Source organism: Shewanella carassii, assembly GCF_002777975.1.
Classification (GTDB): Bacteria; Pseudomonadota; Gammaproteobacteria; order Enterobacterales; family Shewanellaceae; genus Shewanella; species Shewanella carassii.
Genome location: NZ_NGVS01000006.1, coordinates 368,200 through 392,721, shown reverse-complemented (window position 1 = coordinate 392,721; position 24,522 = coordinate 368,200). Strand labels below are relative to the sequence as shown.

19 protein-coding genes are annotated in these 24,522 nt (G+C 53.5%); 7 read left to right on the top strand and 12 right to left on the bottom strand.

Going from position 1 to position 24,522, the window contains the following annotated elements; genetic code table 11:
- The first annotated feature begins 235 nt into the window (after positions 1-235).
- On the top strand, positions 236-1,441 hold the full coding sequence (locus CBE72_RS04785; RefSeq protein ID WP_100142533.1) for an aromatic amino acid transport family protein: 1,206 nt from the start codon (positions 236-238) through the stop codon (positions 1,439-1,441).
- Positions 1,442-1,530: 89 nt separating this feature from the next.
- Here CBE72_RS04785 and CBE72_RS04780 read toward each other — a convergent pair whose 3' ends face one another.
- Positions 1,531-1,968, bottom strand: a complete 438-nt coding sequence (locus CBE72_RS04780) for a hypothetical protein (protein ID WP_100142532.1) — start codon at positions 1,966-1,968, stop codon at positions 1,531-1,533.
- A gap of 275 nt (positions 1,969-2,243) precedes the next feature.
- Here CBE72_RS04780 and CBE72_RS04775 point away from each other — a divergent pair, with 275 nt between their 5' ends.
- Positions 2,244-3,158, top strand: coding sequence for a DUF72 domain-containing protein (locus tag CBE72_RS04775; RefSeq protein ID WP_240613082.1), 915 nt, complete (start codon positions 2,244-2,246; stop codon positions 3,156-3,158).
- A 74-nt stretch (positions 3,159-3,232) separates the two neighbouring features.
- Here the strand turns inward: CBE72_RS04775 and CBE72_RS04770 are convergent, their stop codons facing one another.
- The gene (locus CBE72_RS04770) at positions 3,233-3,772 is read right to left on the bottom strand and encodes a hypothetical protein (RefSeq protein WP_100142531.1); all 540 of its coding nucleotides are present in this window, start codon (positions 3,770-3,772) and stop codon (positions 3,233-3,235) included.
- Positions 3,773-3,907: 135 nt separating this feature from the next.
- Between CBE72_RS04770 and CBE72_RS04765 the strand changes: the two genes are divergently transcribed.
- Positions 3,908-4,837 carry a GGDEF domain-containing protein gene (locus CBE72_RS04765; protein ID WP_100142530.1) on the top strand — a complete coding sequence of 310 codons (930 nt, stop codon included), beginning with the start codon at positions 3,908-3,910 and terminating at the stop codon, positions 4,835-4,837.
- 77 nt (positions 4,838-4,914) lie between these two features.
- Here the strand turns inward: CBE72_RS04765 and lysS are convergent, their stop codons facing one another.
- From lysS to CBE72_RS04750, 3 genes are all read right to left on the bottom strand, one after another.
- Positions 4,915-6,417, bottom strand: a complete 1,503-nt coding sequence (gene lysS / locus CBE72_RS04760; RefSeq protein WP_028779438.1) for a lysine--tRNA ligase — start codon at positions 6,415-6,417, stop codon at positions 4,915-4,917.
- A 17-nt stretch (positions 6,418-6,434) separates the two neighbouring features.
- A protein-coding gene (gene prfB / locus CBE72_RS04755) for a peptide chain release factor 2 (protein WP_162173410.1) occupies positions 6,435-7,533 on the bottom strand; the annotation gives its coding sequence in 2 pieces (ribosomal slippage) (positions 6,435-7,457 and positions 7,459-7,533; 1,098 coding nt in all).
- Positions 7,534-7,555: 22 nt separating this feature from the next.
- Positions 7,556-7,966 carry a hypothetical protein gene (locus CBE72_RS04750; protein ID WP_100142529.1) on the bottom strand — a complete coding sequence of 137 codons (411 nt, stop codon included), beginning with the start codon at positions 7,964-7,966 and terminating at the stop codon, positions 7,556-7,558.
- Positions 7,967-8,033: 67 nt separating this feature from the next.
- Here CBE72_RS04750 and fdhF point away from each other — a divergent pair, with 67 nt between their 5' ends.
- Positions 8,034-12,281, top strand: coding sequence for a formate dehydrogenase subunit alpha (gene fdhF / locus CBE72_RS04745; protein WP_100142528.1), 4,248 nt, complete (start codon positions 8,034-8,036; stop codon positions 12,279-12,281).
- Positions 12,282-12,374: 93 nt separating this feature from the next.
- Here fdhF and CBE72_RS04740 read toward each other — a convergent pair whose 3' ends face one another.
- The 5 genes from CBE72_RS04740 to ohrR all read right to left on the bottom strand — a co-directional run bounded on the left by CBE72_RS04740 (position 12,375) and on the right by ohrR (position 18,322).
- Positions 12,375-14,033, bottom strand: a complete 1,659-nt coding sequence (locus CBE72_RS04740; RefSeq protein ID WP_100142644.1) for a methyl-accepting chemotaxis protein — start codon at positions 14,031-14,033, stop codon at positions 12,375-12,377.
- Positions 14,034-14,134: 101 nt separating this feature from the next.
- Positions 14,135-15,319 carry a chromate efflux transporter gene (chrA, locus tag CBE72_RS04735; RefSeq protein WP_308419681.1) on the bottom strand — a complete coding sequence of 395 codons (1,185 nt, stop codon included), beginning with the start codon at positions 15,317-15,319 and terminating at the stop codon, positions 14,135-14,137.
- A 163-nt stretch (positions 15,320-15,482) separates the two neighbouring features.
- Positions 15,483-16,616, bottom strand: coding sequence for a 23S rRNA (uracil(747)-C(5))-methyltransferase RlmC (rlmC, locus tag CBE72_RS04730; RefSeq protein ID WP_100142526.1), 1,134 nt, complete (start codon positions 16,614-16,616; stop codon positions 15,483-15,485).
- A 73-nt stretch (positions 16,617-16,689) separates the two neighbouring features.
- Positions 16,690-17,877: an FAD-dependent oxidoreductase gene (locus tag CBE72_RS04725; protein ID WP_100142525.1), complete on the bottom strand. Its 1,188-nt coding sequence runs from the start codon at positions 17,875-17,877 to the stop codon at positions 16,690-16,692.
- Positions 17,878-17,890: 13 nt separating this feature from the next.
- Positions 17,891-18,322, bottom strand: a complete 432-nt coding sequence (gene ohrR, locus CBE72_RS04720) for a transcriptional regulator OhrR (protein ID WP_100142524.1) — start codon at positions 18,320-18,322, stop codon at positions 17,891-17,893.
- A gap of 555 nt (positions 18,323-18,877) precedes the next feature.
- On the opposite strand from ohrR, the gene CBE72_RS04715 reads away from it, so the two are divergent.
- The gene (locus CBE72_RS04715; protein ID WP_100142523.1) at positions 18,878-19,297 is read left to right on the top strand and encodes an OmpA family protein; all 420 of its coding nucleotides are present in this window, start codon (positions 18,878-18,880) and stop codon (positions 19,295-19,297) included.
- Between the two features lie 142 nt (positions 19,298-19,439).
- Here CBE72_RS04715 and CBE72_RS04710 read toward each other — a convergent pair whose 3' ends face one another.
- Positions 19,440-21,332 carry a methyl-accepting chemotaxis protein gene (locus CBE72_RS04710; RefSeq protein ID WP_100142522.1) on the bottom strand — a complete coding sequence of 631 codons (1,893 nt, stop codon included), beginning with the start codon at positions 21,330-21,332 and terminating at the stop codon, positions 19,440-19,442.
- A gap of 288 nt (positions 21,333-21,620) precedes the next feature.
- Here CBE72_RS04710 and CBE72_RS04705 point away from each other — a divergent pair, with 288 nt between their 5' ends.
- Positions 21,621-23,021: a cytochrome C biosynthesis protein gene (locus CBE72_RS04705; RefSeq protein ID WP_100142521.1), complete on the top strand. Its 1,401-nt coding sequence runs from the start codon at positions 21,621-21,623 to the stop codon at positions 23,019-23,021.
- 144 nt (positions 23,022-23,165) lie between these two features.
- A complete protein-coding gene (locus CBE72_RS04700; RefSeq protein ID WP_100142520.1) occupies positions 23,166-23,366 on the top strand; it encodes a cytoplasmic protein in 201 nt (66 codons plus the stop codon).
- A 134-nt stretch (positions 23,367-23,500) separates the two neighbouring features.
- On the opposite strand, the gene CBE72_RS04695 is transcribed toward CBE72_RS04700, so the two are convergent.
- Complete coding sequence (locus CBE72_RS04695; RefSeq protein ID WP_100142519.1) at positions 23,501-23,914, bottom strand: META domain-containing protein; 414 nt, start codon at positions 23,912-23,914, stop codon at positions 23,501-23,503.
- Between the last annotated feature and the right edge of the window lie 608 nt (positions 23,915-24,522).

The following is a 24,522-nucleotide window of genomic DNA, read 5'->3' as shown; positions in this document are numbered from 1 at the left end:
CTTGGCCTAGGTTCATTGACACAACCCGAGGTTCGCAATGCGGCCAATACACAAGCTTTATCTCTATCCCAAGCCACAGTGGCTTTGGCGGGGATATTGACCTGAACTTCCCTCTCCTGTGAGCCATTGTGGCTTTGCTTTCAGGTTTCGTTACCGGCTTTCCGGTTCTCTTGGGTACCCACAAATCCAAAACCTGGGTCCCTATTACGAAAATGCTTGTTGAGAATGTAATAAAATGAATAACAACAAAATCTTCGGTAGCATGCTGATCATTGCAGGCACCACTATCGGTGCCGGAATGCTGGCGCTGCCGCTGGCATCTGCCGGCCTGGGGTTCGGCGTTGCTTCGATACTGATGCTACTGCTTTGGGGATTGATGAGTTACACAGCACTGTTGATGCTGGAAGTGCATCAACATGCTCCCGCTCATGCCACTTTGCACACTTTGGCGCACAAGCTGCTCGGCCGTAAGGGGCAGTTACTGGCCAGCCTAGCGATGATGTTTCTACTATACGCCCTGTGCGCCGCCTATATTGCCGGTGGTGGCGCCCAACTCCACGATAAGCTGGTTCGTTATGCCGATCTGGCGCTGCCGCCACAGGTCGGCGCCATAGGTTTTGCACTGCTGATCGCCCTAGTGGTCGCCATAGGCACTCATTCGGTCGATATGATCAATCGAGTGCTGTTTACCCTCAAGATAGTCGCGTTGGTCATCATGTTGGCGCTGTTGTTGCCCCACGCCCAAGGCGGATACCTGCTGGAGCTGCCGTTGCAGCAAGGCTTGGTGATCTCGGCGCTGCCGGTAATCTTTACCTCTTTTGGTTTTCACGGCTCTATCCCCTCTGTGGTGCGCTATGTGGGACTGGATCTCAAGGCACTGAAGAAGATCATGCTAGTCGGCTCGGCTATGCCCTTGTTGGTCTACCTGCTTTGGCAACTGGCCAGTCAGGGCGCCTTGAGCCAGAGTGAATTGATGGCTTCCAAAGAACTCCCCAAATTCATCAACAGCCTGGGACAACTGCTGCATAACCCCATGATAGGCCAGACCGTATCCATATTTGCCGACTTGGCACTGGCTACCTCTTTCCTGGGAGTCAGCCTGGGACTATTTGATTTTATGGGTGATATTCTGCGCCGCAACGACAGTACCCGTCACAGACTACAAACCGCGGCCATCACCTTTTTGCCACCATTGGGATTTGCCCTCTTCTACCCTCAGGGCTTTATGGCCGCCCTGGGTTATGCGGCGATAGCCTTGGTGATACTGGCGGTATTCCTGCCTGTTGCCATGGTCTGGAAACAACGATGCCAACCTATGCCTGCGGGCAGCTACCGGGTCGGTGGGGGAAAACCCGCTCTGATATTGGCGGCGCTGTGCGGGATAGTGATCATCCTCAGCCAACTGCTACAGATGGCCGGAATACTGACTAAGGTCGGTTAAATAGGGAAAGAATAGGCAGCGGCCTGCTGTCGTCACTCACTCTAAAATAAAAACGCAGCTATCAAGCTGCGTTTTTATTGATTCATCACTCAGTTTATGGGTTCCAGCGATACCCGGAAGCGACTGGATGACAGCTGGGCAAAGACCAGATCAAACCCTTCCGGGATCTCTTGCTCACTGATGACAACACACTGATCCAGCTGTTGCTCCAGGGCCTGTTGACGCCGCTGCTGCCTTTGCAGCATTGCGCTCCTGCCGCTGATAAAACTGGCGCCCCCCAGCAATCCTCCAACCAGCGCCAGCAGATTGGCCATCATGGGGTTACCTATTTGCAGTGCGCTGGCATCATCCAATAACCACCAGAGAATCGAAGCACTCAGCAGCAATACCCCACAGGCCAACCTAGCTATCGCGCTCGGCGCATTGTCTATTGGCAGTTTCAATTGGATATCGGCGGGTAAGTCAGCAAGGGTCACCGTCTGGGACCACGGCTCATCCTTCACTGAGGCACTCTGGGTATCGGGCATAAATCATCCTTAATTTGAATGGAAGTGGTTGAAACTCGCGGGTCGGTTTCAACCCAAGTGAACGACATCTTGTCCTTATGTTAGCTGTCATTACCGATTACAACGGCCGAGGCATTATACGCAAGCATCAATAAGCGCCGCAAACTCAATGTGTTATCAATTTGAACTCGGCCGAAAATCGCTACATTTTGTGGCAGCCATAGCCCCGTCGTCTGAGCTGAGCAAACTTGACCCCGTAAGTGACGGCGGACACAATAGCGCCGGAGACTCATTTGATGGAGCCTGTGGTGAGCGGTCAGCGACAGATACCAGAGCTGAAATTGGGACTGGCCATGTGGTCCCATAATCAGTGGCAGCACAGCCTTTATGGAAGGGGGACACCTCAGGCCGAGCGTCTGGCGCGCTACGCCGAGGTTTTCAATACGGTAGAGGGCAACACCAGCTTTTATGCCACCCCGTCAGCAAACAGTGTTAATAATTGGCGCGATGCCGTGGGTGAAGACTTTCGTTTTACCTTTAAACTGCCACAGGAGATCACTCACAAGTTGCAACTGAGGCACTGTGACGATGAACTCAAGCTGTTCCTGCAGGTGATGTCGCCACTGTTTGCCAAGACAGGCCTGTGGAAAATTCAGTTGCCCGGCTATTTTGGCCCCGAAGCCTTGGGGGCACTGGACACCTTTCTCGGTAAGCTGCCTACCGAGTTGCCTCTCGGGGTCGAGGTACGCCACCCGGCTTTCTTTGCCAAGGGAGAAGCCGAGCGTCAACTCAATCGCTTGCTGCTGCAGCGCTCGGTCAACCGCATCATAATGGACACCCGGCCGGTATTTGCCGCGCCGCCAAACAGTGCCGCCGTCATCGACGCCCATGAAAAGAAACCCAGAGTGCCGGTACATGCCATAGCAACCGGCCATTCCCCCACAGTGCGCTTTATCGGCCACCCGGAGCTCGATGCCAATCAAGGCTTCTTCAAGCCTTGGCTGGACAAACTATGCCAATGGTTAAAAGAGGGACGCCAACCCTATCTGTTTGTCCACACCCCGGACAATGCCCAGGCACCTGAGCTGGCCATATGCTTATATCGTCTGCTCAGTGCCCGCTGGCAAGCCCAAAGCGGCCAACCACTGCCGACTTTGCAACTGCCCACAACAGCTGAAACTCATACCCAACAGTTGGGCCTGGCACTCTGATATCCGAGAGTCTTGCCTCTTAAACATAAAAAATGCCGTTCAATCACAGTGAACGGCATTCAACACTATAAGCATCATTTTCTGGCGCCGACCGGGATCATTATGTGGGCATAGGGTGTGCCTTTCCACATCACATAGGGGCCACCTTGTGCGGGGTCAGTCGGCAAACTGTCGAGCATGGCGGGATCTGGCACCAGAATCATCAGGTGTGGTCCTTCGACAATCCATTGATTGTCCGCGGTTTCCATTTCGGCATAAGGGTCGATATTGCTGGCCCCACCATCACCGGCCAACATATAGGAAATACCTATCGCTTGGGCTTGAAATGGTTTTTTCTCCATCCAGGCATTGGCCCATTCCATCCAAGGGCCGTCCATACACATGGGAGCCGTTCCCTTGAGCTGCGGTGGCGTAGGAAAGCAGGTGTAGCTGCCATCCCCCTGTTGCAGTACATTCTTGTTCCAATCAACAACGGTAACACTGGCACGTATGGTGGGCGGAGCGGCACTCAGGGCATCATCCAGCATCATCTGCTGAGCTTCAGTGAGTGCGGCATGGGTGACGCCGGCGAAGGAAGATAGAGTCAAGGTTAACATTAGAGCTGAAGTTTTCATCAAACCAGCCTCCAGGTTGAGCTCGGATACAACAACACCGAGATCTCCAGTATAGTTTCTACTGAAAAGATCGATTTTAGTCCCCAAGTTCAATATATTAGCTATTGAATCATCCAAAGCCCAGGAGGAGACAAGATGTTTTCTCTATCCCAGACGCTATCTATCTTCGCCGCTTTGCCGGATCCCGTATTTATTCTGACCCGCAGTGGCCGCTATGCCGCTGTGCTGGGTGGCGCCGATAGTCGCTACTATCACAACGGCACCACCTTGGTGGGAAAGTACGTCTCCCAGGTGCTCCAACAACCCAAGAGTGAGTGGTTTCTGAGTCAGATAGCGCAAGCCTTGCTGAGCCGCCGTCTCTGGGTGGTGGAATATAGCTTGGGCGGTAACGATGTTATGGGGCTCACAGAGCAAGGCCCCACTGAATCCATCTGGTTTGAAGGTCGGATCCAAGCATTGGACTTTCAAGTTGATGGTGAAGATGCCGTAGTTTGGGTTGCCAGCAATATTACCCGTCGCCATCAATTGGAGCAGGAACTCAGAGAGCGTTGCGAGCGCGACCCGCTCACTCAACTCTACAATCGCCGTAAATTACTGCAACTGCTGACCGAAAATTTGGCTCGATTCCAACGTTATCAGACCCCGACCAGTATATTGGTCTTCGATCTCGATAACCTCAAAAAACTCAACGACAGCTCGGGCCATTTGATGGGTGACAAGGCGATAACCACCCTGGCAGATATCTGCCAGGCTAATCTCAGGGCCCAGGATAGTGCCTCCCGTTACGGCGGCGATGAATTTGTCATTCTCATGCCCCATACGACTACGGAGCAAGCGCAGCCCATAGCTGAGCGCTTACGAAGTGAATGCTCCCGGCGCCTCAGAGCCTTGGGGATTGCCGCTGAATGCGCCAGTATCAGCGGCGGCCTCAGCGAATTTCAGTGCGGTGATACCGATATAGATGCCGTGGTTTCCAGGGCCGATGGCGCCCTTTACCAGGCCAAAGCACAGGGCCGCAACCGGATTGTGCTGGCCAAGGGGCCAGAGTGCACTGAATCGCCCTAAAAAACACGGGCAAACAAAAAGCCGGCACTTGGCCGGCTTCTTCATTGAATTGACTCGTCTAATTCGAGCGACTGAACTTAAGCCTGTGGGCGCATAGCTGGGAACAGGATCACGTCACGAATGGTGTGAGTGTTGGTAAACAACATCACCAGACGGTCGATACCTATGCCCTGACCGGCTGTCGGTGGCAGGCCGTGCTCCAGCGCCGTAATATAGTCGGCATCATAGAACATGGCTTCGTCGTCACCGGCATCCTTGGCTTCAACCTGAGCCTTGAAGCGGTTGTCCTGATCTTCGGCGTCGTTGAGCTCGCTGAAGCCGTTGGCCACTTCACGACCACCGATGAAGAACTCGAAGCGGTCGGTGATGAAGTCGTTGTCATCGTTGCGACGGGCCAGTGGCGAGATGTCCGCTGGGTAGCCGGTGATGAAGGTAGGCTGCATCAGTTTAGGCTCAGCGGTTTCACCGAAGATCTCTTCCAGCAGTTGACCACAAGTCCAGAAAGATTCGATTTCCAGCCCTACGTCTTTGGCCAGCTTACGCATAAACTCAAGATCCTTGACCTCTTCATAGGTCATGGCCTGAATCGTGGCGTTGTCTGGGTTGTAGTGCTGAATCGCTTCCAGCATGCTCATGCGGGCGTAAGGGCCGCCGAAGTCGATGCTGTGCTCGCCGTAAGGCAGCTTGGTGTCACCCAGCAGATCCTGAGCGATGGAAGACAGCATCTCTTCGGTAAGATCCATCAGATCGCGGTAATCTGCATAGGCCATATAGAATTCCATCATGGTGAATTCAGGGTTATGGCGTGGCGACAGACCTTCGTTACGGAAGTTACGGTTGATTTCGAACACTCGCTCAAAACCACCGACAACCAGACGCTTGAGGTACAGCTCAGGCGCAATACGCAGATACATGTCGATATCCAGCGCATTGTGGTGAGTGATAAATGGACGCGCGGAAGCACCACCCGGGATGACATGCATCATAGGGGTTTCCACTTCCATAAACTCTTTTTTCACCATGAAGTTACGTATGGCTGAAACCACTTTGGAGCGCATGACGAAGGCATCACGGGAATCCTGGTTGACGATTAGGTCAACATAACGCTGACGGTAACGGGTTTCCTGATCGGTCAAACCGTGGAACTTCTCAGGCAGCGGGCGCAGCGCCTTGGTCAGCAGCTGATACTCTTCCATATTAACGTACAGGTCGCCCTTACCGGACAGGTGCAGAGTGCCTTTAACGCCAACTATGTCGCCGATATCCAGGCCCTGATAGCGTTCTTTCAGATCAGCCTGTACTTCTTTGCCGGCATAGGCCTGAATGCGACCGGATACGTCCTGCAGAACCAGGAAGGGGCCACGCTTGGCCATGATCCGACCGGCAATGGCGGTCTTGAAGCCCAGAGACTCGAGCTCTTCTTTGCTCTTATCGGCGAACTGCGCCTGCAGCTCGGCAGCCTTGTGGCTGCGACGGAAAGTGTTAGGGTGACCATTGGCCGGGCAGCCCTGGCGTACATGTTCCAGCTTGGCGCGACGTTCCGCGATCAGCTTGTTCTCATCCAATACTTGTTCAGTCATTTTCCGCTTCTTCTCTGTTACAGCCCGGACTTCAGGCTGGCTTCAATAAATCTGTCCAGATCACCGTCCAACACGGCCTGGGTATTACGGGTTTCCACCCCGGTGCGCAGATCCTTGATGCGGGAATCATCCAGCACGTAGGAGCGGATCTGACTGCCCCAACCTATGTCCGACTTGGCATCTTCCGCCGCCTGCTTCTCGGCGTTTTGCTTTTGCATCTCCAACTCAAACAGCTTGGCTTTGAGCTGTTTCATTGCCGTGTCTTTGTTCTTGTGCTGTGAACGGTCGTTCTGGCACTGCACCACGGTATTGGTCGGAAGGTGGGTAATACGCACCGCAGATTCGGTTCTGTTAACGTGCTGACCACCGGCACCCGAGGCGCGGTACACGTCGATACGCAGATCGGCCGGATTGATGTCGATCTCGATGGAGTCGTCAATCTCAGGGTAAACAAACACAGAACAGAATGAGGTATGGCGACGGCCACCCGAGTCGAAAGGCGACTTACGCACCAGACGATGCACGCCGGTTTCGGTTCTCAGCCAGCCATAGGCGTATTCACCACTGAACTTGATGGTGGCACTCTTGATACCGGCCACATCACCGTCTGAGACTTCGATAAGTTCAGGGTTGAAGTCATGTTCTTCACCCCAGCGCAGATACATGCGCAGCACCATGTTGGCCCAGTCCTGTGCTTCGGTACCGCCGGAACCGGACTGAATGTCCAGATAGCAATCGGAAGCGTCCTGTGGACCCGAGAACATACGGCGGAATTCCAGCTCTTCCAGGCGCTTTTCCAGATCGCCCAGTTCACTGTTGGCATCATTGAAGGTTTCTTCATCTTCCTCTTCAATGGCCAGCTCCAGCAGCCCCTCGACATCTTCGAGGCCCGCATCCATATCGTCTATGGTCTTAACCACAACTTCCAGCGCCGAGCGCTCTTTACCCAGGGCCTGAGCACGCTCTGGCTCATTCCATACTTCGGAGCTTTCCAGCTCGCGGCTTACTTCTTCCAGACGCTCTTTCTTGGCGTCATAGTCAAAGATACCCCCTAAGGAGCATTGTGCGGTCGGCAAGCTCCTTGATTTTGTTTTTTACCGGATTGACTTCAAACATGCGATTTCAACTTTCTTTGGTGTTAAGGACGTATGCAAACGAGGGATTTTAACCCAAGCAGGCGCTGAAACCTATGCCACGGCGGGCAGAAGCTTGATTTTTTTTCGTCGGTGCCGCAATCGGGGCCGTTCCGGCAAAGTATCTTGGCTACTCTAGCCAATTCACCGGCGATAAAACTGTGACTCACTGCCGGTAAAGACATCAAACCTTTAGTCAATTTATGAGGTTCGTTGGTTTTGCCAGACAAATCGTCAACGCCCTCATGAGACGAGGCAGAAGATAGCTCCACATTTCGGCTGCGCAGCAAGAGCCAGATCACATCATTAAAAATCCATTTTTTAAATAAGTGCACAGAGTGGAGCCGCTTTGTGAATCCCTCAACAAAAGCCTGTTCTGGCTCAATGAAGCAACCCCCGCGATCGATATACTGCATGGTTATCAGCTTAATTAGTCCCTACTTCACCATTACCGAATAAGGTGAGCAAATAACAAGGCTGCCCATGTTTGAGATCTATATCGACGGCCAGGCCGTCAGCGCCTTTGAGGGCGAGACCCTGTTGCAAGCGGCCCAGCGGGCCGGCATCGACATTCCTTGTCTGTGTCACCATACAGACACCCATGCGGCTACCACAGAAGGCGCCGATCAACACCTGTGCCAACTGACCCGACTTGACCAGATAATGGCCGACACAAACAGACCGCTGCTGGCCTGCTCGACTCCGGCAGTTGCCGGAATGCAGCTCAAAAATCATACCCAGGCAGTGCACAGCCATCGGCAGCAGGTGCTGAAACGGATCTTGAAAGATCACTTCGCCGATTGCGAAGCCCCCTGCCAGCAAGCCTGCCCGGCGGGCGTCGATGTGCAGTCTTACCTGTATCATATCGGTCAGGGTAATCACACTGAAGCGGTGCGGATCCTCAAGCAGACCCTGCCTCTGCCACTGTCTATCGGCCGGGTCTGCCCGGCATTTTGTGAAAGCGCCTGTCGCCGCGCCCTGATCGATGAGCCATTGGCAATACGTCAGCTAAAACGCCACGCCGCCGATCTGGATTTGGCCGATGCCGAACCCTATCAACCGCCCAAGGCCGACCCCAGCGGCAAGAAGGTGGCCATAATCGGCGCCGGTCCCGCTGGGCTCAGCGCCGGGTTTTTCCTCGCCAATCAGGGCCATGAAGTGGACATCTTTGAGGCCGCGCCCAAGGCCGGTGGTTGGCTAAGATACGGCATTCCAGAGTATCGTCTGCCCAAGGCGATACTCGATAAAGAGATAGCGCTGCTGGAGCGCAGCGGCATTCGCATTCACACCAACACAGTCATAGGCGAGCATATCCTGCTGCCGAAACTGGCCGAGGAGTATCATGCTCTCTGTCTGGCGATGGGCGCGCAAAAGGCTGTGCCACTCGATTATCCCGGCAGTGACCTGCCCGGCTGCTATCTCGGGGTCGACTACCTTAAAGATCTGGCAATGGACCACCAGCTGGTCACAGGTAAGAAGGTAGCCGTTGTCGGCGGCGGCAATACCGCCATAGATTGTGCTCGCAGCGCCAGACGCCTCGGTGCCGAGGTGACCCTGATCTACCGGCGTACCAAAGAGGAGATGCCGGCCGAAGCCTTTGAAATTCATGAAGCTGAGCAGGAAGGGATCCACTTCCTGCTGCTGACCAATCCTGTGGCCAACCATGCCGGCAGTGACGGCCGTCTTGCACGAGTCACGCTGGAAAAAATGTCTTTAGGCGAACCGGATGCCTCCGGCCGCCGCCGACCTCAGCCCAGCGGCGAAACCTTCGACTGCGAGTTTGATACCCTGATCGCCGCCGTGTCCCAATCACCGGATCTGGCCTTTCTGCAGCAGCCTGAAAACCGTCTGCTGCAAGGCGCTCCGGCGCTCAGCCGCTGGAATACGATCAACGGCTGCGACATCACATTGAGTACAGGGCTGGAAAAACTGTTTGTTATCGGTGATGTACGCCGCGGACCCGCCACTGCGGTGGAAGCGGTCGCCGATGGTCGCCGCGCCGCCGAGGCCATAGATGCTCTGTTCAATCAGGGGCTCAGTTGCCCACTGACGCCGGTGGCGTTCAATGCCAGCAAGGCGATAGGGCTCAAGTCCCAACAGGATTTACCCAAAGGTCTTTTCCCCTCACAGGTGAAAAGTGCCAGAGTCAAGATGCCGGAGTTACCTGTGGCCGAGCGCCTGAGTAACTTTGCCGAAGTGGAGCTGGGACTGACGCCGCAAATGGCCGAAGCCGAGGCCAAACGCTGCCTCGAATGTGGCTGTCAGGCCAATATGGACTGTCGCCTGCGAGACTACGCCAGTGAATACAAGGTCAGCAGCCAGGGCTTGCTAGAGCAAGATAGCAGTGGCGACTCGGCGCTGCAGGCCAGACACTTTGCCCAAGACTTGAGTGCGCCCTTTATCCGTTTCGACGCCAACCGCTGCATCAGTTGCGGCGCCTGTGTTGACATCTGCCACCGCCGCAGCGGCCACAAGGCGATCAGCTTTAAGGCCGACCAATTCTCGGCGCTGCCGGGAGGCAATAGCGAACGCCGGGCCCCCAGAGCCGGTTTCAGCGTCTCCATGGCCGACAGCGATTGTGTTCAGTGCGGCAACTGCCTGCAGGTGTGCCCGACCGGCGCCTTGGTCGATGCCCGCCACAAGACCCAAGGACAAGCCCCCGACATCAAGGTGACCAGCACCATCTGCACCTATTGCGGCGTGGGTTGTCGCATCCGCTTCAAGGTAGACACTAGCCAGAATCGTATCCTTGCGGCCGAAGGTGATGTGCGCTCACCTGTGAACCAGGGCATGCTCTGCGTCAAGGGCCGCTTCGGCTTCGACTTTATCAACAGTAAAGAGCGCCTGACCCAGCCACTAATACGCCGTAACGGCAAGTTGGAACCCTGTAGCTGGCAAACGGCCATCAGCTATATTGCCGCCCACTGGCAAGAACAATTGGCACAGTTTGGCCCGAGTTCATTCGGCGCACTGGCATCCGCCAAGGCCACCAATGAAGAAAACTTCCTGCTGCAAAAGCTGTTCAGAGCCGTTATCGGCAGCAACAACATAGATCACTGCGCCCGCCTGTGCCATGCCTCCACTGTGACCGGGCTCTACGATGCCCTCGGCAGCGGCGCCATGACCAATGACATTCCCGGCATAGAAGATTCAGATCTCATCTTTATCCTGGGCTCGGATACCGACTGCGCCCACCCCATCATTGCCTCGAGGATCAAGTCGGTCGTCAATCGCGGCAAGGCCAGACTCCTGGTCGCCGATCCCAAGCGGGTCAGCATAGCCGACAGCGCCGAGCTGTTTGTGCGTCATCGCCCCGGCACAGATGTGATGCTGCTCAACGCCATCATGCAGCAGATACTGCTCAACGACTGGCATGATAAGGCCTATATCCGCAGCCGCACCACAGGCTTTGAGGCCTTGCGCGAAGAGTTGTTGCGGCCGGAGTACAGCCTGGAGCAGGCCGCTAGGGTGACAGGCGTCAGCAGCGGCGAAATAGCGGCCATGGCCGAAATGCTGGGCACAGCCCAAAAGACCGCCCTCTACTACGCCATGGGGATCACCCAGCACACCACAGGCCATGACAATGTTACCGCCATTGCCAACTTGCAGCTATTGCTGGGCAACCTCGGACTCGACGGCGCCGGGATCAACCCTTTGCGCGGCCAGAGCAATGTCCAGGGTGCCTGTGATATGGGCGCCCTGCCCAACTATTTCAGCGGCTATCAACGTCTGGATGACGATGCTGCGCGGCTGAAACTGGCGCGGGCCTGGGGCACAGACAAGCTGAGCCCTGAGACAGGTATTCCAGCCTCTCATATGATGCAGGCAATTTTGGATGGCCGGCTGCAGAGCCTGTTTGTCATGGGCGAAAACCCGGTACTGAGCGACCCTGACCAGGCCCATGTGCTCAAGGCGCTGAAAAAGCTGCCATTTTTGGTGGTGCAGGATATCTTTCTCACCGAAACTGCCGACATGGCCGATGTGGTATTGCCAGCAGCGGCCTTTGCCGAAAAGCGCGGCCACTTCACCAATACCGAGCGCCGGGTTCAACGACTGGAAGTCGCCTTGCAATCGCCAGGTAGTGCCCGTCCGGACTGGCAGATACTGCAGCTGCTGGCCAATGCCATGGGCGCCGACTGGCACTATGGCGATGAACAGGCAATTTGGCAGGAAGTCACGGCCCTGACCCCTAGCTACGCCGGGATCAGTTGGCACAGAACCACGGATAATCCGGCCGGGTTGCAGTGGCCCTGCCCAGATGAGCAACATCCGGGTACCCGGGTATTGCACCGCAACAGCTTTACTCACGGCAAAGGGCGACTGCAACCGGTCAATTATCGTTTACCGGCTGAGCTGCCGGACGGTGATTACCCCTTGATGCTGTCGACCGGACGCCTGTTGGAGCAGTTCCACACCGGCACCATGACCCGTAAAACCGCCGGGCTGGACGAACTCGGCTCCCCCAGAGTGATGATCTCGGTTGAGGATGCCGAGCGTTTGGGCGTCGACAAGGGCGACTGGCTCAAACTGGAAAGCCGCCGTGGTGAGATATTCATTCAGGCCTTTGTCAGCCGCCGGGCTCAGCCTGGAGTCTTGTTCCTGCCATTCCATTTCGTGGAAGCCGCGGCCAACAAACTGACTATCAATGCGCTGGATCCCGTGGCCCATATTCCTGAGTTCAAGGTGTGTGCCGTCAAGGCTGAGCGCGTCGAGGCGCCTTTGGCTTCCTAAACTTAAACTGAGTTCCATAAAAAACGGCGCCTGATTGGCGCCGTTTTATTTTTCTTTAGTTGCTCATTCCTGCAACTGAGCTCTCAAGCAAGATTAGACTCTGAACTGATTGACCAGTTGTCCCAGATTATCACCGCTGTGAGACACAGTCTGACTGACTCTGGCGGCATCCTCACTAGAATGCAGCAACTCGGCAACTATCTCCTGAATCGCATAAACGTTACGGTTAATCTCCTCGGTCACCGAACTCTGCTCTGTGGCAGCGGTGGCAATCTGAGTACTCATATCATTGATGGAAGTGACAGAGCTGGTTACCGCTCCCAAACTTTCTGAGATCAACTTAGACGATTCGACACTGCGATGACAGCTCTGCTGACTCTCTTCCATGGCCGCCACGGCTTGACTCACCAAGCGATGCAGCTCACTGAGCATCTCATTGATCTCCAAGGTGCTGGCCTGGGTGCGACTCGCCAAACTGCGCACTTCATCGGCCACCACGGCAAAGCCGCGTCCTTGCTCACCGGCACGGGCCGCCTCAATTGCCGCATTCAATGCCAACAGGTTGGTCTGCTCGGCGATGCCGCCAATGACAGACAAGACGCTGTTGATCCGCTGTGATTGCTCGCTGAGCGATTGAATATGATTGGCGGCGCTGTTGATTTCCGCCATCAGGGTGGAGATCTCGGTCAGCGAAGTATCGACGCACTCCTGAGCCTTGGCGACTTCATCGGTAGCCACATGAGTGGCTTCCGCTACCTGAGTTGTGTTCATCGCCACTTCCTGGGCAGTAGAAGACATCTCGGTAATGGCGGTCACCACCTGATCGGTTTCATTGTTGTGATTCACCAGTTGAGCTGCAATGGCCTGTGTCTGGGAGTGAATCGAGCCAGCCGCATCCTGCACTTCATGGGTTGCCGTGGTGACATCACGAATAATACGTTGTAGCTTGTCGACAAAGCGGTTGAAGGCCTGTCCCAGCTGAGCGATTTCATCATCCCCTCGCACTTGCAGGCGCTTGGTCAGGTCGCCTTCCCCTTCAGCGATATCGTTGAGGTTATCCAGCATGTTGCGAATAGGAGTCACAGTACGCTGGGCAGCAAACAATATGATGGCAGCGGTCACAACGGTGATCACTATGACTATCATCAGTGTCAGCCATAGTTTGTCCTTCATCGCTTCCAACGCCGTCTGCTCATATTCGGCAACGGAGGCATCGATATCATCGACATAGGCACCGGTGCCGATAATCCAGTCAGTGCCAGGGATCATCGCGGCATAACCTATCTTTTCCACCAGTTCATTCGTGCCAGGCTTCTGATAGTAATAGGTCATAATGCCATCACCACTGCGGGCCGCATTGAGTAATCCGACAATAATCCGAGTCCCTTTGGGGTCCGTCATTCCTATCTGATCTGTACCTTCCAGCTCAGGCAGTAGGGCATGAAACAGATTCTTGCCATTGCCGTCATAGACAAAGAAGTAACCGGCACTGCCAAAGCGTACATCTCGCAAAGCAGCCTTATAGTCACCCCCTTGGGAACGTTGGAAAACAACGATTTCCTTAGCGACTTCAGTGACATGAACCAATTCCTGACGACGCTCATGGAGCAGTTTTTCTCTGAAGTTGGTTACTTCACTTTTTAATGCATCCGACTCCACTGTCCATGATAACAACATCAGTACAATGGACACCGTCAGCAACGGTAATAGAGAAAGTAACAACAACTTATTTCTTAAACTCAGACTAGACACTTTGCATACCCCCAAGAAATTTACCTTTGTAAATTATAGTCACTTTGTTCCAACTAAGTTCGTAGAAAAAAAAGGTAGAGATCAAAGTTTGACCATTTATGTTACGAGATCAACCTTGATAATGCGCCCATCGAGGCATATCCAAACACCAGCAAAACCAAAGGCAAACGCCACAGCTTAAGCATAATCAAGCCCACTAATACCATAGCCATAGAGACTGGCCCTGTGACCGCACTACTGAATACCGGTTGATAAAGTGCAGTTAACAACAAGCCAACAACCGCCGCATTGATTCCCATCACCATGGCGGCAATTTGGGGACGTTCGGCAATCCCCTGCCAGCCGCGGATCACCGTCAGTAAGAGTAAAAAGCCCGGAAGGAAGATGCCTAGCGTAGCCACCAGGGCGCCAACCAAGGCATTTTGCGGCCACAATTCAGCCCCCAAATAAGCCGCCAAACTGAACATAGGGCCGGGAACGGCTTGCGCTAGGGCGTAGCCGGTCAAAAATCTGTCATGATCTATGCTGTTTGCCAATTGGCTCTCAAGCAAAGGCAGCACCACATGGCCCCCACCAAACACCATGGTGCCGGTCTGATAAAACTGGTTGAAGAGTTCGGCCAAGGGACTGGCAAGCAGAGGGCCACTGAGCAACAGCAAAAACAGAAAGATCAGCAAGGCACTCCAATTCAGCTGCATACTTCTCGGATTCGATGGCACGGGCATATCGCGATTGAGCCAATAAAAACCGATAACCGCTGCGGCAACCAACACGAATAATTGAGTCAGGTTTCCCGGCAACAAAAGCAGGATAATGGCACTAAGCAGCGCCATTAGCTGTGTGATAGGTTGGCGACAGAACTGCTTGAACATTCCCCAAGCTGCATCGGCCACTACCACCACAGCCAACAGCTTGAGTCCGGCGATAACTCCCTGAAATAAATCATTGGAAAGGTACTGATAGCTGCTGACCGCCAACAGAAACATCAACAGAAAAGAAGGTAAGGTAAAACCGAGAAAGGCCAATATTGCCCCGGGTAAGGCACCGCGGCGATAACCTATGGCAAAACCGACCTGACTCGATCCCGGACCGGGCAAGAACTGACTCAAAGCCACCAAGGACGCATAATCTTTATCATCGAGCCAGCGCAACTCTTCGACAAAGGTTTTACGAAAATACCCAATATGTGCCGCCGGACCACCAAAACTCACCAGCCCTAAAGCAAAAAAACGAACAAATATCTGCCACATCAAATAGTCAACCCACTGCTTACTTACCCAGGCCACATTGTATGACGCATATGTGACATTTACCTTATATAGTAAAAACTATTGCGGCCAACGGTTAGCAAATGGCTTGAAACTCACCTTGCTGACTCATTGCACCTGGCAACTGGCCAGCAGCCAGAAAAGCGGCAGAGCACTTAACAGCAGAGGCTCATAATAAACTTCAGCTGCGACTCAACAGCACCAATACCTCATAGTGATCCGTGTGCGGGAACATATCGAACAGTTGCACCTTGCGCACACGATAACCACTGATTGCCGCCAGATCTTTGGCCAAAGATTCAGGGTTGCAGCTGGAATAGAGCAGGTGCGGCGGCGCAAAGGTCGAAATGGCCTGGCAAAGCTCGGCGCCTATACCGCGTCTCGGCGGATTGACTATCATAAGATCCGGTACCTGGCCTGCCGACTGCGCCGCGGCAAAGCTGCCCGAATCCAGCGCCTTGAAGTTCACCCGCTCAAGCCCCTGCTTTTCGGCGGATAACTTGGCGCAGGCGATGGCTTCAGCCTCGATTTCAATCCCCGTAAGCTCTGTGTCTTTGCTGGCGCAGTGCAGCCCAAAACCGCCGACACCACAGAAGAGATCCCAAATCGACTCAGGCTTCAGCTCACTGACCCAGTCTTTGGCGCTCTGATAAAGGGCCGCCGCCACTTGTGGGTTGGTTTGAAAGAAGCTCTTGGGGCGGATATAGAGAGGCACGCCATTGAAGGACTCCTCCAGACGTTGCGCCTCGGTGAGAAAAATCTCCTGTTCACCTTCGAGCCTGGCCATATGAACCGGCTGCAGATTCACAGATACCAGCTTGATGGCAGGAAACTCGGCCAGCAGCTTTGGCAGTTCACGCTCAATCCGTTCGATGGATTGCCTGGAGCGCAATACAAACCTGAGCATAAAGTCGCCGCTGATTTCGGCGCGGGTCAACAACACAAACTTGAGTTCGCCCTTGGCCTTATCTACCCGATAGGGTGGGATCCCGGCCTGACGCACAAACAGCTCAAGCCGATGCAGCAAGGCCTGCATATCGGCAGGATAGAGAGGACAATCGCACAGGCTCACGGCCTCACCACTCGGGGAGACTATCCCCAGAATGGGTTGATGGGCGGCCCCGAGTGCCACCATCTTGGCCTTGTTGCGAAAACCCAGGGACGGCCCGCTGACAGGGGCCAAGAGTTCAAAGGGGGTAAAGGGGCTGAGCAACTGCGCCAACTGCTCACTCTTGGCGGCCAGTTGTTGCACCATTGGCGTTTCTATGTGAGTACAGGAGCGGCACTTGCCCTGCGCAAAAAAGTCACATCTCACTCTGATATATCCCAAGTTTCCAATTTAGCCCGGCGGCAAAAGCGGCACACTTTAGCCTGTTTCACCCTAAAAATCATCCTAGCATCAGCTTGTCGACATCCGCTTTGGGGCTGCGTTTGCCAAGTACCTTGCTTATCTCTGCCGTCACCGCCTTGGCAGTGGCACGAAAGGTGGTTAACTTGCCGCCGTAGAGCGTCAGCAACCTGGGATGGGAATAGCGCTGGTACAACTGTACCTCTCGCGGCCGACCAAAGGCATCGCCATCGCCCTTGGGCAGCACCCGCATGCCACTGAAATGCGCCAATACCTTGGCTTCAAGCTCCTCTGTAGTGACAGCACCCGTGAAACTGCCAGAGCCTCCAAAATAGTGCCGATAGATCCCCAGCAGATATGCTATCTCCTCTCGGGTGATCTGCGGAACCGGTCCCTGGCAGAGGGTTTCCGTGGTGCCTACCAGCGTCTTGCCGTACCAAGGCATCACGAATACCACCCGCTCATCGAAGCAGGATTCCAGATAGAGCACCCCGGGCGGCGCAGGAATATCCAGAAGCAAATGGCTCCCCTGCACCCAGTCTATTGCCGTCTGGGCTATGGGCGGTGTCACCCGCGCCAGCAGGTCGTTGACAAAGGCGCCGGCGGCGTTGACCAGAAAGCGGCAGTGCAGCATTTTGTCGCCATCCGCATCCCGGTAACTCAGCTTACATCCCTGAGGCTTATGCTCTATTGTCAAACACTCGGCGCCCTCGCGGATATCGGCACCGAGCAGCCTGGCGCTATCGGCCACCGCCTTGGTCAATAAGGCATCATCCGTCTGGGCATCCCAGTATTGGAACATATGAGTCATTCCCGCCAGCTTGAGCCCGGGAAAGCTTCCCCAAGCCCTGGCAGGCAGACTACGAAAACGGCCCAGGCGGTCAAACTCGCTCAGCAAGCCGTAGAGGCTGAGGCCGGCCCTGAGGGTCAAGGCGCCGCGGCGACTGTCACGATAAACCGGGATAAAGAAAGGAACGGCCTTGACCAGGGTTGGCGCCAGACGCAATAACTCGCGCCGGGCCCGCAGCGATTCGCGCACCAGATCCAGTTGTCCGGATTCGAGATAACGTAAGCCGCCATGGATCAGTTTGCTGGACTGGGAGGAGGTGCCTGCCGCCAGAGTGGACTTTTCCAGTAGCACCACGGAATAACCGGCCGCCGCCGCGCACTGCGCCACCGCCACGCCGGAGATGCCGCCACCTATGATTGCCAGATCGACCTGTTCCATCAGCCTCTTTCCGTTAACGTTCCAATTGCTGCCACAGGGTGTCACACAAGCTTTTCAGTTGTTGCAGCTCAGCCTGCGGCATGGCACTGCGACACAGCATCTGCTCAGGCACATCGACTGCGCGCGCTTGCAAAGCCAGCCCGGCATCGGTGAGCGTCAGTACCCGCACCCGCTCGTCCTGTTCACTGCGGCCTCTTAACAGCAAGCCTTTAGTTTCCAGGCGTTTGAGCAAGGGCGTCAAGGTACCTGAATCCAGATGTAAACGCTCACCCAGCGCCTTGACACTGATGCCCTTGTGCTGCCAAAGCACTAACATGGCCAGATATTGTGGATAGGTAAGATCCAGGGCATCGAGCACAGGCCGGTAGGCCCGCACCATAGCATTGGCGGCGCTGTATAGTGAAAAGCAAACCTGGTTTTCCAGGCACAGGGGATTGTTTGACATGAGCCAACCCGAAAATACAACTTACATTGTGCACAATATACTTGCCTCCACCCAAAATATCGAGCCAACGTTTTAATAATTAGATTGAAAAGCACTTCTCATCCAGCGTAGGGAAGGTTCCATATACGAGTCTCCCCGAACATCAAGCTGACATTTTGTCACTAAACCGGCCTGCAATGCCTCTTGAGCGATCCTCAATAGGTGGCCCCAAACGGCATTATAATGACTTTATCCAGAGGCAACTCTAGGCCCGCTTTCGCTTAGCCCCTTCCTCAAGCCATCACTTGAGTCTGCTATGGGAAAGATGCAATTGAATCAGTAAGGTGTTGTTTACAATTATTATTAAGTCAATTTATTGGCAACAAAACAAATAAATGTCAGCATGACTAAATTTATATTTTCGGTGACATTTTCCCGTCATTCATACTGTATTATGACGTTCCTCTCTTTTAGAACAGTTTTCATAGAAAATTGATTTATTCCTGACAATCGATTAAATTTGCGCCTCAAAAGTGGACCAAAACAATAATAAAGACATAATCAAAGGAGAATGATATGCGTGTCCTAATACTGGGGTTACTGCTGTTTGCCGGGGTATCCCAAGCCGCCTGCGAAAAAAGCATCTTGCTTGGTAATATCGATTATGCCAAGAACAGCTCTTATTTCAGCGCCCGTGATTCTTTACAACTGGATAAAATTGTTGCCGACAACAGCAGTAATTCAAGCGGCTATCTATTATTGGAATTCAATATGGATAAATCTCTCGGTGATGAAGAGTTACAAAAATATAATATGTGGCTTGCCAATAGACGCATCGAAAGGGTTAAAGAGTATTTAACGGCAGCGAACTTTCCCCAACCTATCGTCACCCGGATCCGTACCGCGACCCATAAAGACAACCGCGAAGTGAGCCTGCATTGGTGCAACAACCAACAGATGCTGGCGACCATAGAAAAACCGCGCAGCGCCGAGTAACGCCGTTTTTTACAGGTCATAGTGATAAACGGCGGCGAGCTTACTGGCCCAGTTGTCTCAACCGTCCCCCTTACTGTCAGCGCTTATCCGCCATCACTCTCCGTTATAAATAACCAAGAGTGATGGCAACCCGAGACCGCCGCTAGAGCTTAAAACGCCCCACTTCATGACGTAGTGAATCAGACAACTCAGCCAGTTGCTGTGCCTTAGTGGTGGCACTGTTGGCCTCCTGCGACAAAAGCAGAGAAACTTCGCGAATCGATTCAGTATTGCGATTGATTTCACCGGTCACGGAGGTTTGCTCTTCGGCCGCGGCCGCTATCTGGCTCGCCATATCGGATATCTGGGCGATCGCCTGGCTTATCTGCGCCAGGCTGGCACTGGCCGATTCGGCATCCATCACACTGGTTTCCGCCATCTGATGGCTCTGCGCCATGGAATTCACAGCCTTAGTCGCTGTCATTTGCAGTGTCTCGATCATGGCCTGGATCTCTTGCGTGGACGCGTGCGTTCGCTGCGATAGTACCCTGACTTCATCGGCCACTACGGCAAAGCCACGCCCCTGCTCACCGGCTCTGGCAGCTTCAATGGCGGCGTTCAGAGCCAAGAGATTCGTCTGCTCGGCAATACCGCTGATGGTCAGCAAAATACTATTGATCTTCTGTGAATGTTCATTGAGCTCACCGATAATTTCACTGGCGGTCGCCACTTCCTGTGCCAGACAGTGAATCGATTCCTGACTTTGCTGTACCTGTTGTTGACTACTGCCAGACAGGCCAACCGCCGACTGCGCCGTCAGGGCCGCCTGCTCCGCATTGCCAGCTATCTCCTCGGTGGCACCGGCCATTTCAGTGACGGCGGTCGCGACCATAGTGACTTCATCTTGCTGACCCTCGATACGTCGACGGCTATCCTCGGCAGAGTCACGGGTCTGTTGAGCTTGTTCACCCAATTGCTGAGCAATTTCATTCATACGGGAGATCATGCCATGCAGGCGTTCAACAAAACGGTTGAATCCGCTGGCCAGAGTGCCAATTTCATCGTGTTGATTACGGGTCTCGATACGCACGGTAAGATCGCCCTCTCCCTCGGCAATATCGTTGAGCGCCTTGGCAAGCCGCTCCAGATCGGAAAACTGACTCTTAAACACCAATACCAACAGGCCACCAAAACCCACCAAAAACAAGGCGCCGACTCCCGACATCCACCAGGCTAACTCAGTAGCCTCGGCCATGATGCTCGCCTTATCCATGACAAACATCAATGCCCAATCCGTATGGGGTACGGCTGCGACATAAAAGAGTTTGTCACTACCGGCAAATTTCATCTCATCAACGGTATTGGCCCTGATAGCGGCGCTGAACCACTGGGGTGTAAAAATACCACCGAGTTGATTAACTCGCTGACCATTCAGGGCCTTGTCTGGATGGCTGATAATTAAACCACTACGCTCCAGCATCACGGCATAGCCATCCCCCGGCACCTTGAGGGTTCGCACAGCCTCTGTCAGCTGTTCAATGGTTAAGTCGGCTGCCACCACACCTTGTATCTGGCCATTCTGAAGCAAGGGTTCTGCAATGGTGACCACAGGCTTTTGCATGGTGGCACTAAAGTAAGGAGCCGTCATTATCATGGCTCCTGCGCGTTTGGCATCTCGATACCAAGGCCTGACTCGGGGATCATAACCTGCGCGCTGCAAGTTAGGATCCTGGCGATACATGTTGCCCTTTTCATCACCGTAATAGGTCAGAGCCAAACCGCTGGCCTCATGGGCCTGCATTAGAAAAGGCGTGATATTAACGTCAAGATTCCGCTGCAGTGTGCCCCTCAAGCTGCTGATCGCCTGTTGTCTATCAACCATCCATTGTCCAATACCGCCAGCAAAGGTCGTTGCCAGTTGATCGACCTCATGTTGAGTGCGCTGCATGGCGTTGTCACGAATGGAAGAGGAAGAAAGGCCAACCAAGGCTACAACCGTGAGAAAGACGGCACCCAAGCTGACCAACAGTAAGCGGGCTTTAAGCGTGAACTGCATAAGGAGTCCTGTAGATATTTAAAGGGGAGTAAAGGTAAAGCGACAAAAAAGTAAATTACTGAAATCATCAGTGCAGATAGTTACGCCTGAATGCAGTTTTATTAGACAAACATTAACAAATATCTATGCGTCTCACTTTAGAGACTTTTTCGAGTCCGATAACAGTTTTAAAGCCGCTCTATCATGAACTTCCCTGCCTTGGAGTAAAGTGTATGTAGGGTACTTGTGGCTTCAATATGGCCATGAGTACATCAGTGAATATTCTATTCCTCTTGCACAGGTAAGCTTATGTTACGAAATATCCTCCTCTGCCTGATACTGAGCTTCAGCACAGGCCTCGCCGCCACTGAAACTCAAATGACACCCAATCAGTGGCAACAGGTAGATCAGCAGGGACAGATCAAGATCCCGTTATATTTTGTCTGGTCCAAGACTTGCCCACATTGTGCCGAGGCACATCCCTTTATCGACTCCTTAGCAGAACGTTATCCCTGGATTGAGCTGCATTCCTTGATGGTGGGAGCACCGGGTACCCAAGAGACTTGGCAACAGTTGGCTGAAGCGACCGGCACGGAAGCACGTTCAGTGCCTTATATGGCCACCTGTGGCAAAGCCATCATAGGTTATTCCAGTGAAGACGTGACCGGCCAATTCCTGCTCAATCGTCTCAAGAACTGTTACCTCCAAGCGGGCGGGGAGTTACCTCAGGAAGAGATGCCCGGGCAGTCATCATCACAATCTGCGTCAGGTTCATCCCAAGCGCCCCTGTTTGGCACTTGCGCCAATGACGGTGGCAATGGCACCTGTGATGCAACGGCACTGGCGGCAGAGCCCGAAGTGCAGCCGGTGGAATTGCCTCTGGTGGGAGTCGTGACGCCGGAAACCATGTCACTGCCGATCCTTACGCTGGTACTTGCCGGTGTCGATGCCTTTAACCCCTGCGCCTTCTTTGTGCTCTTGTTCCTGTTGTCCATCATGGTCAACGCCAAGAGCCGCGGCCGTATGCTGCTGGTAGGAGGCATCTTCGTGTTCTTCTCTGGCTTTATTTACTTCCTGTTTATGACCGCTTGGCTCAACATCTTCCAATTGCTGGGGGCTGGCAGTGATGGCGGGATGATTATTCTAGCGGCCGGGATCCTGGCGCTGATAGCCGGCACTATCAACATCAAAGACTACTTCTTTACCAAGGGGGAGGTGACCCTCTCGATGTCGGCGGAAAACCGCAGCGGACTTATCAAGCGCATGGGCAAACTATCCAGCGCCTCCAGCCTGGCGACCATGATAGCCGGCACCACAGTATTGGCGATTCTGGCCAACGCCTATGAGCTCTTGTGTACCGCGGGCTTCCCGATGATCTACACCAGTGTGCTTTCGATGCATAATCTGCCAAGCTTCGAACGTTACATGTACCTGGTTCTGTATAACATCGTCTACGTTATCCCACTGGCCATCATAGTGATCGCCTTCAGCATGACTCTCGGCAAGCGCAAGCTGACCGAGAAAGAGGGGCAAACTCTAAAACTGATGTCCGGCGTCATGATGTTGGGATTGGGTGGCACCCTGGCGGTCAATCCCGCAGCGCTGCAGAGCGTCAGCCTGGCATTGGGGCTAATTATTGGCGCCATAGTCGTCACGATCCTGATAGTGATGGGCCGAAAATTCCTGGAACGCCGCCGCAAGGCCGCTTGATGGTTCAGCATAACCAAGTCGCCAGATGGCGGCTTGGCTTCTTTGCCGAACCTGCGGGATTTAGGCTAAAGTTATAGCTATTGATGCCGATAACAAGATAATGCCCGAGTCCCGTAATGCGACTCTCCAACCCCGAGGAAAGCCATGACAGTCTCTCTCAACTCTCAGCCGCTGTCGGTGAATATGGATACCGGTGCTGTCGGTGTTAAAGTCGCCCAGTTAGCCAAGCAACAGCAACAAGCCGAAGGCGAAATTGCACTGCAACTGATCCAAGCCGCTACACCCGCGCAGGAGCCAGCTGCCCCCGTTGGAAATATAGGCCGTAATATCAATACCACGGCTTGATTTGCTCGGCGCTGCTATTTAACTCATCGGCGTTCCCAATTTGCCACTTTGACTGAATACCCAAAAAAGAACCCAGCGATGCTGGGTTCTTTTTTGGGTATTCAGTCAGATATTGTCACTGTCCAGGCTTGATATCAAAGGCTTGAAAGCTGCATTAACACCCGCTCATCGCTTCCCAGAAGCAACAATTTGCCATCCTGGATTTCACCTTTAACCACTTGGGGTAAGACCTGCATTACCAGTTGTTCCTGAGCCATAAGTGCATCGACACAAGCTTTCATCGTGCTACCGGCCGGAACCAGTTTCAACTTCTGTCCTTCCAGAGAGTATGTTCCAAAGAAATTGTTGCAGCTGTTATTGCCGGAGAGCTTACCATCATCGGCAAAAACCAACTGTGCCGGGCTGTAATCTATTGTCGGTTGCCCCAGAATACTTTCCACATGCCAGCTACCTTCCAGTGGCAAAGGCTGACCCTGGGTATCAGGAGTGGTTTGGCATGCTGCCAACCCCAAAAGCAGCGCTGCGGCTACGAGCGTTTTTTTAATCATGGTCATTTTTCCATTGGTTTATTGAACTCTTATAGTGTGACAAGAATAAGGCGGATAAAAAAGAGGGGCAACGGAGATTGATAAGACTAATTCGGTGTCTCAACTGGCCACTGAAGCTACATGACGCAAAATGTGTTAACACCAGGTGGCAATGCTGAGTGATGGCTGTTATATCCACCGGGATGACCTTGATAGAAGTAATTGTGAACCGCTTTCCGGGTGCATGATATCAATCGACTCAGATATAGCTCATTTCATCTTGTTATCACCAGTAGCATTACCAATTCGCTAAAAAACAGCGTATTCAACACTGGATTTAAACGACTATTTTTACCTTACGCCCCCCAAAAGACACTAACAATAAAACATGCTCAGTAAAGGTGAGTAAAACAAATCATCTTTCAATTCAAAATATTCATTCAGTAGCCAATTTAACTTGACCACTACGGCCTTGGCTCAAGCAAGTTACTGAAACCCTGTCCCGATAGCATTTTAATAAAAAACACCTCGAGTCTATTATATGCACGACAATGAAAAATAATTTTGTCCTGATGAAAGATGGCAACACTCACAATGGACAAGGCCCGAACATGTTCCATCACAGCCGT